This is a genomic window from Variovorax paradoxus (assembly GCF_024734665.1).
Lineage (GTDB): Bacteria > Pseudomonadota > Gammaproteobacteria > Burkholderiales > Burkholderiaceae_C > Variovorax.
Map to the genome: position 1 here is coordinate 4,159,241 of NZ_CP102931.1, position 14,257 is coordinate 4,173,497.

Consider the following 14,257-nt stretch of genomic DNA (forward strand, 5'->3'; position numbering starts at 1 on the left):
TTTACTAAAGTTTTCATTTGGACTGCCGATATCCAACCATTCCCCTGGATTCCGGAGTCCGAATATGTTTCTGAGCAACGTCTCAATTGGCAAGCGCCTGGCCATCGTGCTGGGCACCATCCTGGCGCTCTTTCTCGCCACCAGCGTCGCCGCGGTGTGGAAGCTGCAGCAGCTCAGCCAGGAGATCGACACCATGATCGAGGACAACGTCAAGACCGAGCGTGCCGGCTCCGACTGGCTGCGCCACACCACCTCGGGCGTGCAGCGAGCGGCGGCCATCGCCAAGAGCAGCGACGCCAGCCTGATCGACTACTTCGCGCCGGCCACAGCCAAGTCGATCAAGGACACCAACGAGCTGCAGAAGTTCATCGAAGGCAAGCTGGTCAAGCCCGAAGAGCGCGAGCTGCTCGAGAAGGTCGGCAACCTGCGCAAGGCCTACCTCGCCTCGCGCGAGGAAGTGAGCAAGTTCAAGCTGAAGGGCGACCTCGAAGGCGCCAACCGCATCTTCGACTCCCAGTTCCAGCCCACATCGGTCAGCTACATCGCGGGCGTGCAGCAGGTGGTGGACATGCAGCGCGAGCAGCTCGATGCCGCCGCCGCCCGCGCCAACAATCTGCGCGCACAGACCAGCACGCTGCTGATCGTGTGTTCCGCCGTGAGCCTGGTGCTCGGCACCCTGCTGGCCTGGCTGCTGGCACGCAGCATCACAGGCCCGCTGCGCAGCGCCGAAACCATCGCGCAGTCGATCGCCGAGATGGACCTCACGGGCGCAGTCCAGCCCAGCTATGCCAAGGACGAAACCGGCCACCTGCTGCGCGCTCTCGACCAGATGCGCACCGCCTTGCAGGGCTCGCTGACGCAGGTGCATGGCGTGGTGATGAACGTATCCACGGCCAGCTCGCAGATCGCCACGGGCAACCAGGACCTGTCGTCGCGCACCGAAGAGCAGGCCAGCTCGCTGGAGCAGACGGCCGCCTCCCTCGAAGAACTGACCTCCACCGTGAAGCAGAACGCGGACAACGCGCGCCAGGCCAACCAGCTGGCCACCTCCGCCTCGGAAGTCGCAGTCAAGGGCGGCAGCGTCGTGTTTCAGGTGGTGGAGACGATGGGCTCGATCAATGCGTCGTCGAAGAAGATCGTGGACATCATCAGCGTGATCGACGGCATCGCGTTCCAGACCAACATCCTGGCGCTCAACGCGGCCGTCGAGGCGGCGCGCGCGGGCGATCAGGGGCGTGGCTTCGCGGTGGTCGCCTCTGAGGTGCGCAGCCTGGCGCAGCGCTCGGCCGCGGCGGCCAAGGAAATCAAGACGCTGATCGGTGACTCCGTCGACAAGGTCGAGGAAGGCAGCCGGCAGGTGGCCGATGCCGGTCGCACCATGGAAGAGATCGTCGGCAGCGTGAAGCGCGTGACGGACATCATGGGCGAGATCAGCGCGGCGAGCCAGGAGCAGACCTCGGGCATCGAGCAGATCAACCAGGCCGTCACGCAGATGGACCAGGCGACACAGCAGAACGCGGCTCTGGTCGAAGAAGCCTCGGCTGCAGCCCAATCGCTGCAGGAGCAGGCAGGGAGCCTGTCGCGGATCGTCGGCAGGTTCAAGCTGGAGCGGCAGCACACTGCTGCATCCGCGACCACATCGGTCAGTGCCTTGGGCACCTACGCACCCAACGCGCCACGCGCCTACCAGGAGCTGATCGCGTCCCACTAGGCGGAAGAAGCCGACAAAGGCCCTGCACGGAGGAATGAGGCGAAACTAGGCGCCACGTATCAGTCTTTCCTCCGGAGCCTACCTTGTCATCCAAAGTCTCCCGCATTGCCCTGTCGGCCTCGGCTGCCGCCATTGGCAGCATCGCGGCGTACTGGACCCTGCTTGCCACGCGCCAGGGGCACATCCTCTTCAACGCCCGCAAACTGCCCGTCGTCCATCTGTCGGACGACTTCTCCACGTACTCCCACACCGTGCCGGGCGGGATGGTCCGCGGGTATGTCTATCACCCCCAGGGTGAAGACTCGCTGCGGGACCTGTTCGTCTACTTCGCCGGCCGCGGCGAAGACGTGCGCGCCACCGCGCAGATGCTCCACTGGCTGCCCGAAGGCTTCGGTTTTGCCGCGCTCAACTACCGCGGGGTGGCCGACTCGCAGGGGCGCCCTTCCGAGATCGCATCCGTCGAGGACGCGAGCCAGTTCGCCAACCATCTGCGCCGCGCCTTTCCGCATGCACGCCTGCACGTGGTCGGCCGCAGCCTGGGGACGGGCGTGGCGATCCAGCTCGTGGCGCGGCAGGACTTCGAGAGCCTGCAACTCGTCACCCCTTACGACTCGATGCTGGAAGTGGCAAAGAAGCGCTTCCCGCTCGTGCCGCTGTCGCTGCTGCTGCGGCACCAGTTCAACTCGCTGGAGCACTGCAAGGAGGTCGCGGCGAAAACCCAGGTGCTGCTGGCCGAGCACGACGACGTCGTGCTGCCCGAGCGCTCGCAGAAGCTCATCGCCGCATGGCCCACGCCAGTCAGCGTGCAGACGGTTCCCGCGTCGAACCATCACAGCATCATGGGTCTGGAAGAGACCTGGCTCTATCTCGTCGACTTTGCGTTGACGGCGGTCATTCCCGAGCCGAAGGCGGCATAGCCCGCTGGCTGGTCGATGCCATGGACTCCCTGATCGCCGCCTCCGCCCGCGCCCTGGCCGCTGGCGATGCGCTAGGTGCCCTCAAGCGGGTCGCCCTGCGCGACGACCCGCCTGCGCTGGCCTTGCGAGGCATCGCCATGGCCCAGCTAGGCGAGCACCCGCGCGCACGCGAACTCCTGCGACGCGCCGCACGCGACTTCGGCGCGCATGAAGTGCTGTCGCGCGCTCGCTGCATCGTGGCCGAGGCCGAGGTGGCGCTGGCCATGCGTGACCTCGGCGGCTCACCGCGCACGCTGACGGCGGCAGCGGCCACGCTGGAGGCGCACGACGATCACGCCAACGCGCTGCAGGCGCGGCTGATCGCGGCGCGCCGGCTCCTGCTCCTGGGGCGTCTCGCCGAAGCCGCGGCCGCACTGGAGCGCCTCGATGCGCGCGGCCTGCCGCCGTCGCTGGCGGCGGTGGCTGAGCTGAGCGCGGCCGAACTGGCGCTGCGCTCGCTGCGCATCGGCCCGGCGCAGGCAGCGCTGGCCCGCGCGCACGAAGCAGCCGTCCGAGCGCGCGTGCCGGCTCTGCTCGCCGAGGTGGCGGAGGCACGCGCGGCCTTCGAGCGCCCCGCCGCGCGGCGCATCTTCGCGGGCGGCGAGGAGGCGTTGCGCCTCGATGAAGTCGCGGCGCTCCTGGCCTCCGACGCGCTGGTGGTCGACGCCTGCCGCCGGGGCCTGGGCGCTGGCGACGCGTGGCAGCCACTGGCGCGCCGTCCGATCCTGTTCACGCTCGCGCGCTCGCTGGCCGAGGCGTGGCCCGGCGATGTCGATCGCGAAGCACTGATCGCAAGCGCATTCCGCACACGCCACCCCGACGAAACACATCGCGCGCGCCTGCGCGTCGAGATCGGCCGCCTGCGCGCACTCGTCACCACGCTGGCAAGCATCGAGGCCACGCCGCGCGGCTTCGTGCTCAAGCCGCACGGCGAGCGCGCCGTCGCCCTGCTGGCACCGCCCATCGACGGCGATCAGGCCTCGCTGGTGGCGCTGCTTTCCGACGGCGCGGCATGGTCGACCTCGGCCCTGGCGCTGGCGCTCGGAGCCAGCCAACGCACCGTGCAGCGCGCACTGGTCGAGCTGGAGGCCGAAGGCCGGGTGCGCTCCATCGGCCAGACGCGCTCGCGCCGCTGGCTGTCGCCGCCGTTGGCGGGATTCACGACGATCTTGTTACTCCCCGCTGCGCTGCCGTTTGAATAGAGTTGTCTCCAGGCGCCAATCCGAGGCGTTTCACAAGGAGCCAACGATGAGCAGCAGCAACAACAAGACAAGCAAGGGCAGACCCCAGCCCACCGTGCGGGCAGCCGAGATCGTGCGCGAGTACGGCCCTTTCGCCGACGCCACCCAGGTGGCAGGCGTGACCTATGACGGCCAGCGCGTCTGGGCCGCCACCGGCGCCAGGCTGGTCGCCTTCGACCCCGCCAGCGGCGAGATCACGCGCACGCTGGACACCGCCTGCGATGCCGGCACCGCCTTCGACGGCAAATACCTCTACCAGATCGCCGAGTCGCGCATCGACAAGATCGACCCGGCCACGGGCAAGGTGCTGGCGTCGATTCCCTCGCCCGGCCACGGCAACGACTCGGGCCTCACCTGGGCCGAAGGCAGCCTGTGGGTGGGACAGCACCGCGACCGCAAGATCCACCAGATCAACCCCGAGACCGGCGCCGTCGTGCGCACCATCGAGTCGAACCGCTTCGTCACCGGCGTGACCTGGGTCGACGGCGAGCTCTGGCACGGCACCTGGGAGGCTGAAGAAAGCGACATCCGCCGCATCGACCCGCAAAGCGGCGCCGTGATCGAGCGGCTGGAAATGCCGCACGGCACTGGCGTCAGCGGGCTCGAGTCCGACGGGGCCGATCTTTTCTATGCCGGCGGCGGCAAGAGCGGCAAGGTCCGCGCCGTGCGCCGTCCCCGCAACTCAACGGAGCATTGACATGACCGAAACCAATCACGCAGCAAACCACCCCGTCGTGTCCAGCGACCAATGGCTCGCCGAGCGCAAGGCACTGCTGACGCGAGAGAAGGAGCTGATGCACCTGCACGACCAGATTGCCCGCGAGCGCCGCGCGCTACCGTGGGAACGTGTCGAGAAGAACTACGTCTTCGACACGCCCGAAGGCAAGCGCACGCTCGCCGAGCTGTTCGAGGGCCGTCGCCAGCTGATGGTGCAGCACTTCATGCTCGGCCCGGGGTGGGAGCAAGGCTGCCAGAGCTGCTCTTTCATGGCCGACCACACCGACGGCATGAACGTGCACCTGGCGCATCGAGACATCACGATGGTGGCCGTCTCGCGCGCACCGTTGGCCGAAATTGCGCGCTTTCGCGAGCGCATGGGCTGGCAGTTCAAGTGGGTGTCGGCGAACGGCAGCGACTTCAACCACGACTTCCACGTCAGCTTCACACCCGAGGAGCAGGCCACCGGCAAGGTCTACTACAACTACGCCGTGCAGCCCTTTCCCCAGGAAGAGGCGCCAGGTGTCAGCGTGTTCTACAAGGACGACGCGGGCGACATCTTCCACACCTACTCGACCTTCGGTCGCGGCGTGGAAGTGATGATGGGCGCCTACTACATGATGGACCTCACGCCGAAGGGCCGCGACGAGCGCGAGGTGCCCTACAAGATGGAATGGGTGCGCCACCACGACCGCTACGAGCCGCAGGCAAAGACGGCGGGCGATTCGTGCTGCTCGGCACACGGCTGAAGCGCGAAGCATCATGACGAGCCTCTGGCCCTGGCTGGCGGTCGCGGGGGTCGGCGCCCTTCATGGGCTGAACCCCGCCACCGGCTGGGCCTTCGCAGCCGCCTGGGGCGTGCGCTCGCGCGACCGGTCGCAGGCGCTGCGGGCCCTGGTGCCGATCGCGGTCGGGCATGCTGCATCGGTCGCACTGGTTGCCGCTGCTGTGGCGCTGGGACTGTCGATGGATCGGGTGGCGCTGCAGGTTGTGGCAGGTGGGCTGCTTGTGGCCGTCGTGGCGTACCACCTGTGGGGTCGCAGTTCAGGGCGGACCGCCGGGCATGCCGGGCTGGCGCTCTGGTCCTTCATGATATCCACCGCACACGGCGCGGGGCTGATGCTGGTGCCGGCGCTGATTCCGCTGTGCATGGGCGATGCGCCGGCAGCCCGCGAGATCACCGCATCGGGCTCGCTGATGCTGGCGCTCGCGGCCGTCGGCGTTCACACTGCGGCGATGCTCGGCGTTACCGGCGTGATCGCCACCGGCGTGTGCCGCGGCTTCGACTTCAGGCGGAAGTCGCCTGCGGCGCCGCACTGAAGGCGATGCCCGGCCGCATCACTGCCGCCCTTTCGGCACACGGAAATCGGGCGACCCGGCCACCACCTTGCGGATCTCGTCCATCAAGGCCCGCGCGCCCGGTGAAGGAAACGCCCCAAGCCGCTGCGTCAAACCGATCTCGCGCCGTGTTTCCTCGAGCGGAAAGTCCAGCACCACCAGACTGCCGTCGCGAATCTCGTAGCGCAGCTGGTGCGCCGAGATCGCGGTCAGCATGTCGCTTTCCAGCAGCAGGCCGCGCAGCACGGCAAGGTCGCCTGTCTCGACCGCAGGCAGCGGCGGCGCCTGCCGCGCATCCGAGAAGAAGCGCTCCAGCAGCTCGCGCGATGGCGAGCCGTGCCGGGAGAGCGTCCAGCTCGCCTCGCGCAGCATCCTGAAGTCGATGCGTTTCGCCCGTGCGAGCGGATGGCCGGCGCGCGCAATCACCGAGATGCGGTCTTCGAACAGCGGCTCCTGCTGCAGGTCCTTCACTTCGCCCGCGCTGCGCAGCGCGCCGAGGATGAAGTCGATGTCGCCGCTGCGCAGCGACGCGGCCAGCGCGTCGTACGGACTCTCGACCGTAGTGACGTGCAGGCCCGGATGCCGCGCGAGCAATGAGGCAATCGCCAGCGGCAGGATCTGTGTGCGCCCGAGCGGCAGCGCACCGACGTTCACACTGCCCTGCAAGGTGCCTTCGCTGGCCGCGATGTCAGGGCCGATGTGCCGCAGCTCCGACAGCACGCGCTTGAAGTAGAAGGCCACGATCTCGCCCGCCGGGGTCGCCGTGAGTCCGCGCGCATTCCGGTTGAAGAGCGTGACGCCTAGCCCGCTTTCCAGGTCTTTCAATGCGCTGCTGATGGCCGGCTGCGTGATGCCGAACTCGCGCGCGACGGCAGGCATGTTGCGCTTCTCCGCGAGGCTCGCGATCACTGCGAGGCGCCGGCCGTTCAGGATCGAGGTGAAGAGCGAATGCACGTCGGCGGTGCTGTCGATTCCGCCGCGTGCCACCAGCTGCATGCGCGCCTCCTCGAACTCGCGCTCGATGCGCAGGGCACGCGCCAGCACCAGTTCGCCGTATGCATTGAGCGCCACGCCGCGCGAGCGCCGGTCGAACAGCGGCCTGCCGAGCGCAGCCTCCAGATCGAGGATCGAGCGCGTCACCGCCGACGCCACGCGGAACAGCGCCTCGGCGGCCGCGGCAATGCTCCCGGCCGACGCCACAGCCGAGAACGCGCGCAGGTGGCGCAGGTTGATGCCAAGCGCCACGCTGTCGGCATGCTCGATAACTTTGTGATGCTCGGTTTTTTTGTTCACGGGCGGTTACGTCCCTCTTGATCATGCATTTTCACGCTTAAGGGTAAACCCTTTATCGATAAAAAAGAATGATGGCAGCGCAACGCTAACTCACCCCATGCAAAGCAACCGCCGCGCAGACTTCTCTTCATGCTTGAAGCACACCCTGCACACCTTCCGGAGCGTTGCGAATGATCATCGACTGTCACGGCCACTACACGACCGCGCCCAAGGCCCTCGAGGCATGGCGCAACCGGCAGATTGCCGGCATCCAGGACCCGTCGGCGAAACCCAAGGTCTCGGAGCTGAAGATCAGCGACGACGAGCTGCGCGAGTCCATCGAGGGCAACCAGCTGCGGCTGATGAAGGAACGCGGCAGCGACCTGACCATCTTCAGCCCGCGCGCGAGCTTCATGGCGCATCACATCGGCGACTTCGAGGTCTCGTCCACCTGGGCCGCCATCTGCAACGAGCTGTGCCATCGCGTGAGCCAGCTCTTTCCCGATCACTTCATCGGCGCGGCCATGCTGCCGCAGTCGCCGGGCGTCGATCCGGCCAGCTGCATTCCCGAGCTGGAACGCTGCGTGAACGAATACGGCTTCGTGGGCATCAACCTCAACCCCGACCCCTCGGGCGGCCACTGGACCAGCCCGCCGCTGTCCGACCGGCACTGGTATCCGCTCTACGAAAAGATGGTGGAGCTGGACATTCCCGCGATGGTGCACGTGAGCACGAGCTGCAACGCCTGCTTTCACACCACCGGCGCGCACTACCTGAACGCCGACACCACGGCCTTCATGCAGTGCCTCACCTCGGACCTGTTCACCGACTTTCCGACGCTGCGCTTCGTCATTCCGCACGGCGGCGGTGCGGTGCCCTATCACTGGGGGCGCTTTCGCGGCCTGGCGCAGGAGATGAAGAAGCCGTTGCTCAAAGACCACCTGCTGAACAACATCTTCTTCGACACCTGCGTGTACCACCAGCCGGGCATCGACCTTCTCACGCGCGTGATCCCGGTCGACAACGTGCTCTTCGCGAGCGAAATGATCGGCGCGGTGCGCGGCATCGACCCCGAGACCGGCTTCTTCTACGACGACACGCGCCGCTACATCGACGCCACGCCCATGCTCGACGACAAAGCGCGCCACCAGATCTACGAAGGCAACGCGCGCCGCGTGTACCCGCGGCTGGACCGCGCACTCAAGCAAAAAGGACTCTGAACATGTCGACCACTCCCCTCCTCCAGGAACTCGGCGTCGTGCACCGCAACGTGGTGCGCGCCGATGCGGCCGCCGTCGAGAAGCTGTCGCGCTTCGGCGTCTCCACGGTGCACGAGGCATTGGGCCGCCTGGGCCTGATGGCGCCACGCATCCGCCCCATCCACCCCGAGGCGCGCCTGTGCGGCACCGCCGTCACGGTGCTGCTGCAGCCCGGTGACAACTGGATGCTGCACGTCGCGGCCGAGCAGATACAGCCGGGCGACGTGGTCATTGCCGCCTGCACCGCCGACAGCACCGACGGCTTCTTCGGCGACCTGCTCGCGACCTCGTTCAAGGCGCGAGGCTGCAAGGGCCTGGTGATCGACGGCGGCGTGCGCGACGTGCGCGACCTCATCGCCATGGACTTCCCGGTGTTCAGCCGCGCCATTCACTCGAAGGGAACGATCAAGGCCACGCTGGGTTCGGTCAACGTGCCAGTGGTGTGCGCCGGCGCGCTGGTGCAGCCGGGCGACGTGGTGGTGGCCGACATCGACGGCGTGGTCGTCGTGCCCGCACAGCTGGCCGCGCGCGTGGCCGATGCCGCCGAAGCCCGCGAAGCCAACGAAGCGGGCAAGCGCGCGCGTTTCGCGGCCGGCGAGCTGGGGCTGGACATGTACGCCATGCGCGAGCCGCTTGCCAAGGCCGGCCTGCGCTACGTGGACTGAGCAAGGGACCGCACAGTGGCTCGCATCATCGGCGCCGTCGCCTGTTCCCACACCCCCACCATCGGCTTCGCCTTCGACAAGAACAAGCAGCAGGATCCGGTCTGGGCGCCCATCTTCGAGGCCTTCGCGCCGGTGCAGCAATGGCTGGCCGACAAGAAGCCCGACGTGCTGTTCTTCATCTACAACGACCACGTCAGCTCGTTCTTCTTCGACCACTACTCGGCGTTCTCCCTTGGCGTGGGCGAGCGGCACGAAGTGGCTGACGAAGGCGGCGGTGCACGCGACCTGCCGGCTCTGGCGGGCCATCCGGCACTGGCGCGACACATCGGCCGCTCGCTGGTGGCCGACGAGTTCGACATGTCCTTCTTCCAGGACCGGGCGCTGGACCACGGCGTGTTCTCGCCGATGTCGCTGCTGTGCCCGCACGAGCCGGCATGGCCGATACCGGTGGTGCCGCTTCAGGTCGGCGTGTTGCAGTCGCCGGTGCCGTCGGCGCGGCGCTGCTACAAGCTTGGCCAGGCGCTGCGGCGCGCGATCGAGAGCTATCCGGACGACATGAAGGTGGCGATCGTCGCCACCGGCGGGCTCTCGCACCAGGTGCACGGCGAGCGCGCGGGCTTCAACAACACCGCCTGGGACGCGCAGTTTCTCGACCTGATCGAGAACGACCCCGTGCGGCTCACCGAGATGACGCAGGCCGAACTGGCGACGCTCGGCGGCATGGAAGGCGCCGAAGTCATCATGTGGCTGGTGATGCGCGGCGCCCTGTCGTCCAACGTGCGCAAGACGCACCAGAGCTACTACCTGCCCTCGATGACGGGCATTGCCACGGCCATCTACGAGAACCTGGCGAGCCCGCCCGTCGCCGGTGAAGTCGAGCGGCACCGCCGCCACATCGATGAGGAACTGGCGGGCGTGGAAGCGCTGCAGGGCACCTATCCGTTCACGCTCGAGACCAGCGTGCGCGCCTACCGGCTCAACAAGTTCCTGCACGGCATGACGCGCCCGGCGCACCGCGCGGCCTTTCTTGCCAACGAAGAGGTCGCCTTCGACGCTGCCGCGCTGACAGACCAGGAACGCGACATGGTGCGCCGCCGCGACTGGCGCGGCCTGATCCAGTACGGCGTGATCTTCTTCATGCTGGAAAAGCTGGGCGCGGTGGTGGGCGTGTCGAACCTGCACATCTATGCCGCGATGCGCGGCCAGTCGCTGGAAGAGTTCCAGCAGACCCGCAATGCACCCGGCGCCCTTTATTCAGTGGCCGGCAAGGACGCCGCGCCGCAGGCGTGGGACCGCCGCTGAGCCGCGCCTGATTTTTGATTCTGGAGACAACACAAATGACCCCCCTTTCCCGGCGCCTCGCCCTCGGCGTGGCCGCACTGGCCGCATTCGGCCACTTCGGCATTGCCAGCGCGGCCGATGCCTTCCCGTCGAAGCCCGTGAAGATCCTCGTGGGCTACAGCGCTGGCGGCGCGGTCGATGCGATTGCGCGCTCGGTCGGCCTGCGGATGTCGGCCATCCTCGGCCAGCCGGTCATCGTCGAGAACAAGCCCGGCGCGGGCACCAACATCGCGGTGAAATCCGTCATCACGAGCGCGCCCGACGGCTACACCCTGCTGCTGGCCGCCAATGCGCTGGCCGTGAATCCTTCGCTGTTCCAGCCAGCGCCCTACGACCTGGAGCGCGAGCTGACGCCGGTGGCCTCGGTCGGCCGGGTGCCCGTGGTGTTCACGGTGCGCGAAGAGTCAGCCATCAAGACGCTGCCCCAACTGGTCGCGGCGGCCAAGGCCAAGCCGGGCAGCGTGACCGTCGCCACGCCGGGCAATGGCTCGACACCGCACCTGGCCATGGAACTGTTCCAGCACACCGCCGGCCTGCAACTGCGGCATGTGCCGTACAAGGGCGGCGCGCAGGCGCTCACCGATGTGCTCGGCGGCCATGTGGACGTGGTTGCGGTCAATGCGCTCGAAGCACTGCCGCTCGCCAAGTCCGGCAAGCTGCGCGTGCTGGCGGTGATGAGCGCCGAACGCTCCGCCGTGCTGCCGGGCGTGCCGACCGTCGCCGAGTCGGGCTACCCGGGGTTCGAGGCCAGCGTGTGGTACGGCTTCGTCGGGCCGGCCGGGCTGCCGAAGCCCATCGTCGACAAGCTGCACGACGCCGTGCAGAAAGCCATCGACTCGCCCGAAGTGCGCGCCCAGCTCGCAGCGGCGGGCGGCGTTCCGCTGCCGGGGCCGACCGAGCAGTTCGACAAGCTGCTCAAGGCCGACGTGGCGCGCTACGGCAAGCTGATCCGCGAAGCCGGCATCAAGCCTGATTGATCGCCATGACCACAACAGGCATCACCCGTCGCCACGCCTGCCTTGCGGCAGCAGCCGCCGCCCTGCTGCCGGCAAGCCGCGCCGCCATGGCGCAGCAGGCCTATCCGTCCAAGCCGATTCGCATGGTCATTCCCTTCCCGCCCGGTGGCTCCACCGACGTGCTCGGGCGGGCCATCGGCATCGAACTGGGCCGCGCGTGGCACCAGCCCGTGGTGGTCGACAACCTCCCCGGCGCCGGTGGTTCCATCGGTGCCGACAAGGTGGCGAAGTCGCCTGCCGACGGCTACACGCTGCTCATGGGGCACATCGGCACGCTGGCCATCAACCCGTCGCTGTACCCCAAGCTCGACTACGACCCTGTGCGCAGCTTCGCGCCCGTGGCCTGGGTGGCGCGCGTGCCGAACGTGCTGGTGGTGCATTCCTCCGTTCCGGCGCGCACGCTGGCCGACCTGGTCGCGCTGGCCAAGGCACGGCCGGGCCAGCTGGCCTTTGGCTCCGGCGGCAACGGCAGTGCGGCGCACATCGCGACCGAATATCTGAAGCTGCAGACGGGCGCCTCGTTGCTGCACGTGCCTTACAGGGGCACGGCCCCGGCCGTGACCGACCTGCTCGCGGGCCAGCTGCAGTTGCTCTTCACCGGCGCGCCTGCGCTGCTGCCGCACATCAAGTCCGGCAAGCTGCGTGCGCTGGCGGTGTCGAGCCCGAAGCGCATCGCACTGCTGCCCGACGTGCCGACGGTGGCGGAAAGCGGCGTACCCGGCACCAAGGACTTCGAGGCTGACCAGTGGTACGGCGTGGTTGCCCCGGCCGGGACTCCCGCGGACATCGTCGCCATGCTCAACCGCCAGATCAACCAGTCGCTCAACACGGCGGACGTTCATGCGCGGCTGGCAGCCGAGGGTGCCGAGCCCACGCCCACGACGCCGCAGGCCTTCGGCCAGCTGATCGCGAGCGAAATGAAACGGTGGGACCGCGTGATCAAGAGCGCTCACATCACCGTCGATTGAAGCTGTACAGGAACACATCGGTCATGAAATCGCTCGCCCGTCTGCTGCTCGCCCTTGCCGTCGCGGCACTGCTCGCCGCCTGCGCGCAATCGCCGCAACCGTCACAACCCAAGAGCGGCGGCAAGACCGAAGTGCTCTGGCTCGGCCAGTCGGCATTCCGAATCACCACGCCGGGCGGCAAGGTGATCGTGACCGACCCGTGGCTCAAGCTGAACCCGCTGACGCCCGCTGAATACAAGAACCTCGAAGCCCTCGGCAAGGTCGACGTGCTGCTGGTCACGCATGGTCACTTCGACCACTTCGCGGATGCGCCTGCGCTGGCGCTGCTCAACCAGGTGCCGATGTACGCGCCCGGCGACATGAACCAGACGGTGGGCGTGCTCGGCATCCTGCCGCCCAACCTTGTGCCGCGCTTCAACAAGAGCGGCACGATCAACCCGGTGCCGGGCATCAAGGTGACTGCCGTGCACGCTGAGCACTCCTCGGTCATCGTGTGGAAGAACCCGGCCACCGGCAAGGACGAAGTGCACCCCGGCGGCGAGCCCGTGGGCTACATCATCGAGCTGGAGAACGGCTTCCGCATCTACCACATGGGTGACACGGGCCTGTTCGCCGACATGAAGTTCATCGCCGACTACTACAAGCCCGACCTCGTGCTGATGCCGATCGGCGGCCACTTCACGATGGACCCGGTGGACGCCGCCTACGCCACGCGCGAATGGCTCAAGCCGCGCGCGGTGATTCCGATGCACTATGGCGCCAACCCGCTCGGCAAGGGCACGCCCGACGAATACATCCGCGCGCTAGGCAGCACAAGCACGCGCGTGCTGGCGTTGAAGCCCGGCGAGAAGGCCATCTTCTGACAAGGACACACACGATCATGGGAACGACACTGGGCCTCATCGGCTACGGCGAAGTGGGCGGCATCTTCGGACGCGGATTGCGCGGGCAAGGCTGCGTGGATGCCGTCTGGGTCTGGGACAAGCGCTTCGCCGATCCCACGACGGGCGCGGCAGCGCGTGCCGCGGCGGAAAGCGACGGGATGCACGTGGCGAGCGGCCTGCAGGAGCTTTGCAGCCGCGCCGACCTGCTCATATCCGCCGTTACCGCCTCGAACACGCTGGCGGTGGCCGAAGAAGCTGCGCGCCACGCGCGCGACGGCAGCCGTTTTCTCGACCTCAACTCGGCATCGCCCGGCACCAAGCAGCGCGCCGCGGCGGCGCTGGAGCCCATGGGTGTCGCCTACGTCGAGGCCGGCGTCATGACCTCGGTGCCGCCCTACGGCATCCGCGTGCCGATGCTGCTGGGCGGCCCGCAGGCCGAGGCGCTGGCTGAAACGCTGACCGCCTGGGGCATGGACGTTCGCGTCGTGAGCGACCGGCTCGGCGTGGCCTCGGCGATCAAGATGAGCCGCAGCATCATGATCAAGGGGCTGGAGGCGCTGGTCATCGAGAGCTACACCACCGCCAGGCGCTACGGCGTTGAAGCGCATGTGCTGCCGACGCTGAAGGAAACCTTTCCGCAGATCGACTGGGACAAGCAAGGCGCCTACTTCTTCAGCCGCGTCGTGCAGCACGGCAAGCGCCGCGCGGAAGAAATGCGCGAAGCAGCGCAGACCGTGCGCGAGGCCGGCTTCGAGCCCCTGATGACGGCCGCCATCGCGGCCAAGCAGGATTGGGTTGCCGCGCAGGCACGCGACGGCCTGTTCGAGGGGCTGGATGCCGCAAGCGACTGGCAGGCCTACGCGGATCGCCTCATCGGCCGCAAGTGACT

14 protein-coding genes are annotated in these 14,257 nt (G+C 67.8%); 13 read left to right on the plus strand and 1 reads right to left on the minus strand.

Annotated features, from left to right (window positions below):
- The first annotated feature begins 64 nt into the window (after positions 1-64).
- From NWF24_RS19715 to NWF24_RS19740, 6 genes are all read left to right on the plus strand, one after another.
- On the plus strand, positions 65-1,711 hold the full coding sequence (locus NWF24_RS19715; protein ID WP_258349990.1) for a methyl-accepting chemotaxis protein: 1,647 nt from the start codon (positions 65-67) through the stop codon (positions 1,709-1,711).
- Between the two features lie 83 nt (positions 1,712-1,794).
- Entirely contained in the window at positions 1,795-2,628 is an 834-nt protein-coding gene (locus NWF24_RS19720) for an alpha/beta hydrolase (protein WP_093052709.1), read from the plus strand.
- 20 nt (positions 2,629-2,648) lie between these two features.
- Positions 2,649-3,869 (plus strand): helix-turn-helix domain-containing protein, encoded by a 1,221-nt coding sequence (locus NWF24_RS19725; RefSeq protein WP_258349991.1) that lies wholly within the window; start codon positions 2,649-2,651, stop codon positions 3,867-3,869.
- Between the two features lie 46 nt (positions 3,870-3,915).
- Positions 3,916-4,605 carry a Vgb family protein gene (locus NWF24_RS19730; protein ID WP_258349992.1) on the plus strand — a complete coding sequence of 230 codons (690 nt, stop codon included), beginning with the start codon at positions 3,916-3,918 and terminating at the stop codon, positions 4,603-4,605.
- A 1-nt stretch (position 4,606) separates the two neighbouring features.
- Positions 4,607-5,374 carry a DUF899 domain-containing protein gene (locus NWF24_RS19735; RefSeq protein WP_258349993.1) on the plus strand — a complete coding sequence of 256 codons (768 nt, stop codon included), beginning with the start codon at positions 4,607-4,609 and terminating at the stop codon, positions 5,372-5,374.
- A gap of 13 nt (positions 5,375-5,387) precedes the next feature.
- Positions 5,388-5,945 carry a hypothetical protein gene (locus NWF24_RS19740; protein ID WP_258349994.1) on the plus strand — a complete coding sequence of 186 codons (558 nt, stop codon included), beginning with the start codon at positions 5,388-5,390 and terminating at the stop codon, positions 5,943-5,945.
- A gap of 18 nt (positions 5,946-5,963) precedes the next feature.
- Here the strand turns inward: NWF24_RS19740 and NWF24_RS19745 are convergent, their stop codons facing one another.
- Positions 5,964-7,256, minus strand: a complete 1,293-nt coding sequence (locus NWF24_RS19745) for a LysR substrate-binding domain-containing protein (protein ID WP_258349995.1) — start codon at positions 7,254-7,256, stop codon at positions 5,964-5,966.
- 170 nt (positions 7,257-7,426) lie between these two features.
- On the opposite strand from NWF24_RS19745, the gene NWF24_RS19750 reads away from it, so the two are divergent.
- The 7 genes from NWF24_RS19750 to NWF24_RS19780 are packed head-to-tail and all read left to right on the plus strand — an operon-like array spanning position 7,427 to position 14,255.
- Positions 7,427-8,455, plus strand: a complete 1,029-nt coding sequence (locus NWF24_RS19750) for an amidohydrolase family protein (protein ID WP_258349996.1) — start codon at positions 7,427-7,429, stop codon at positions 8,453-8,455.
- A gap of 2 nt (positions 8,456-8,457) precedes the next feature.
- Positions 8,458-9,159: a 4-carboxy-4-hydroxy-2-oxoadipate aldolase/oxaloacetate decarboxylase gene (ligK, locus tag NWF24_RS19755; protein WP_258349997.1), complete on the plus strand. Its 702-nt coding sequence runs from the start codon at positions 8,458-8,460 to the stop codon at positions 9,157-9,159.
- Positions 9,160-9,174: 15 nt separating this feature from the next.
- Positions 9,175-10,461, plus strand: coding sequence for a gallate dioxygenase (locus NWF24_RS19760; RefSeq protein WP_258349998.1), 1,287 nt, complete (start codon positions 9,175-9,177; stop codon positions 10,459-10,461).
- Between the two features lie 35 nt (positions 10,462-10,496).
- The gene (locus tag NWF24_RS19765; RefSeq protein ID WP_258349999.1) at positions 10,497-11,477 is read left to right on the plus strand and encodes a Bug family tripartite tricarboxylate transporter substrate binding protein; all 981 of its coding nucleotides are present in this window, start codon (positions 10,497-10,499) and stop codon (positions 11,475-11,477) included.
- A gap of 5 nt (positions 11,478-11,482) precedes the next feature.
- A complete protein-coding gene (locus NWF24_RS19770; protein ID WP_258350000.1) occupies positions 11,483-12,484 on the plus strand; it encodes a Bug family tripartite tricarboxylate transporter substrate binding protein in 1,002 nt (333 codons plus the stop codon).
- A gap of 23 nt (positions 12,485-12,507) precedes the next feature.
- Positions 12,508-13,347: a metal-dependent hydrolase gene (locus NWF24_RS19775; protein ID WP_258350001.1), complete on the plus strand. Its 840-nt coding sequence runs from the start codon at positions 12,508-12,510 to the stop codon at positions 13,345-13,347.
- Positions 13,348-13,364: 17 nt separating this feature from the next.
- Positions 13,365-14,255 carry a DUF1932 domain-containing protein gene (locus NWF24_RS19780; RefSeq protein WP_258350002.1) on the plus strand — a complete coding sequence of 297 codons (891 nt, stop codon included), beginning with the start codon at positions 13,365-13,367 and terminating at the stop codon, positions 14,253-14,255.
- Positions 14,256-14,257 lie beyond the last annotated feature (2 nt).

Bases quoted from the DNA above. Each gene is read 5' to 3' on its own strand.
- NWF24_RS19770 (WP_258350000.1), top strand. From the start codon at position 11,483: ATGACCACAACAGGCATCACCCGTCGCCACGCCTGCCTTGCGGCAGCA.
- ligK (WP_258349997.1), top strand. From the start codon at position 8,458: ATGTCGACCACTCCCCTCCTCCAGGAACTCGGCGTCGTGCACCGCAAC.
- NWF24_RS19730 (WP_258349992.1), top strand. From the start codon at position 3,916: ATGAGCAGCAGCAACAACAAGACAAGCAAGGGCAGACCCCAGCCCACC.
- NWF24_RS19750 (WP_258349996.1), top strand. From the start codon at position 7,427: ATGATCATCGACTGTCACGGCCACTACACGACCGCGCCCAAGGCCCTC.
- NWF24_RS19740 (WP_258349994.1), top strand. From the start codon at position 5,388: ATGACGAGCCTCTGGCCCTGGCTGGCGGTCGCGGGGGTCGGCGCCCTT.
- NWF24_RS19765 (WP_258349999.1), top strand. From the start codon at position 10,497: ATGACCCCCCTTTCCCGGCGCCTCGCCCTCGGCGTGGCCGCACTGGCC.
- NWF24_RS19725 (WP_258349991.1), top strand. From the start codon at position 2,649: ATGGACTCCCTGATCGCCGCCTCCGCCCGCGCCCTGGCCGCTGGCGAT.
- NWF24_RS19735 (WP_258349993.1), top strand. From the start codon at position 4,607: ATGACCGAAACCAATCACGCAGCAAACCACCCCGTCGTGTCCAGCGAC.
- NWF24_RS19775 (WP_258350001.1), top strand. From the start codon at position 12,508: ATGAAATCGCTCGCCCGTCTGCTGCTCGCCCTTGCCGTCGCGGCACTG.
- NWF24_RS19780 (WP_258350002.1), top strand. From the start codon at position 13,365: ATGGGAACGACACTGGGCCTCATCGGCTACGGCGAAGTGGGCGGCATC.
- NWF24_RS19715 (WP_258349990.1), top strand. From the start codon at position 65: ATGTTTCTGAGCAACGTCTCAATTGGCAAGCGCCTGGCCATCGTGCTG.